We start from the raw sequence: 230 nt of genomic DNA, 5'->3' as shown, positions 1-230 counted from the left end.
CCACCATTTAAAGAGTGCGTAATAGCTCACTGGTCGAGTGACTCTGCGCCGAAAATGTAACGGGGCTAAACACACCACCGAAGCTATGGCTTGATACATTCGTATCAGGGGTAGGGGAGCGTTGTATGCCGGGTTGAAGGTAGACCGGAAGGACTGCTGGACTGCATACAAGTGAGAATGCCGGTATGAGTAACGAAAAGATCAGTGAGAATCTGATCCGCCGAAAACCT

1 rRNA gene is annotated in these 230 nt (G+C 50.0%); it reads left to right on the top strand.

The features are described 5' to 3' along the window. Window positions 1-230: ribosomal RNA gene (locus PV403_RS25245) — 23S ribosomal RNA — on the top strand; the annotation flags it as partial.

Source organism: Paenibacillus sp. GYB006 (assembly GCF_036577645.1).
GTDB lineage: Bacteria > Bacillota > Bacilli > Paenibacillales > Paenibacillaceae > Paenibacillus.
The sequence above is the reverse complement of the archived record's forward strand: the minus strand, read 5'-3'. Positions and strand labels throughout refer to the sequence as shown.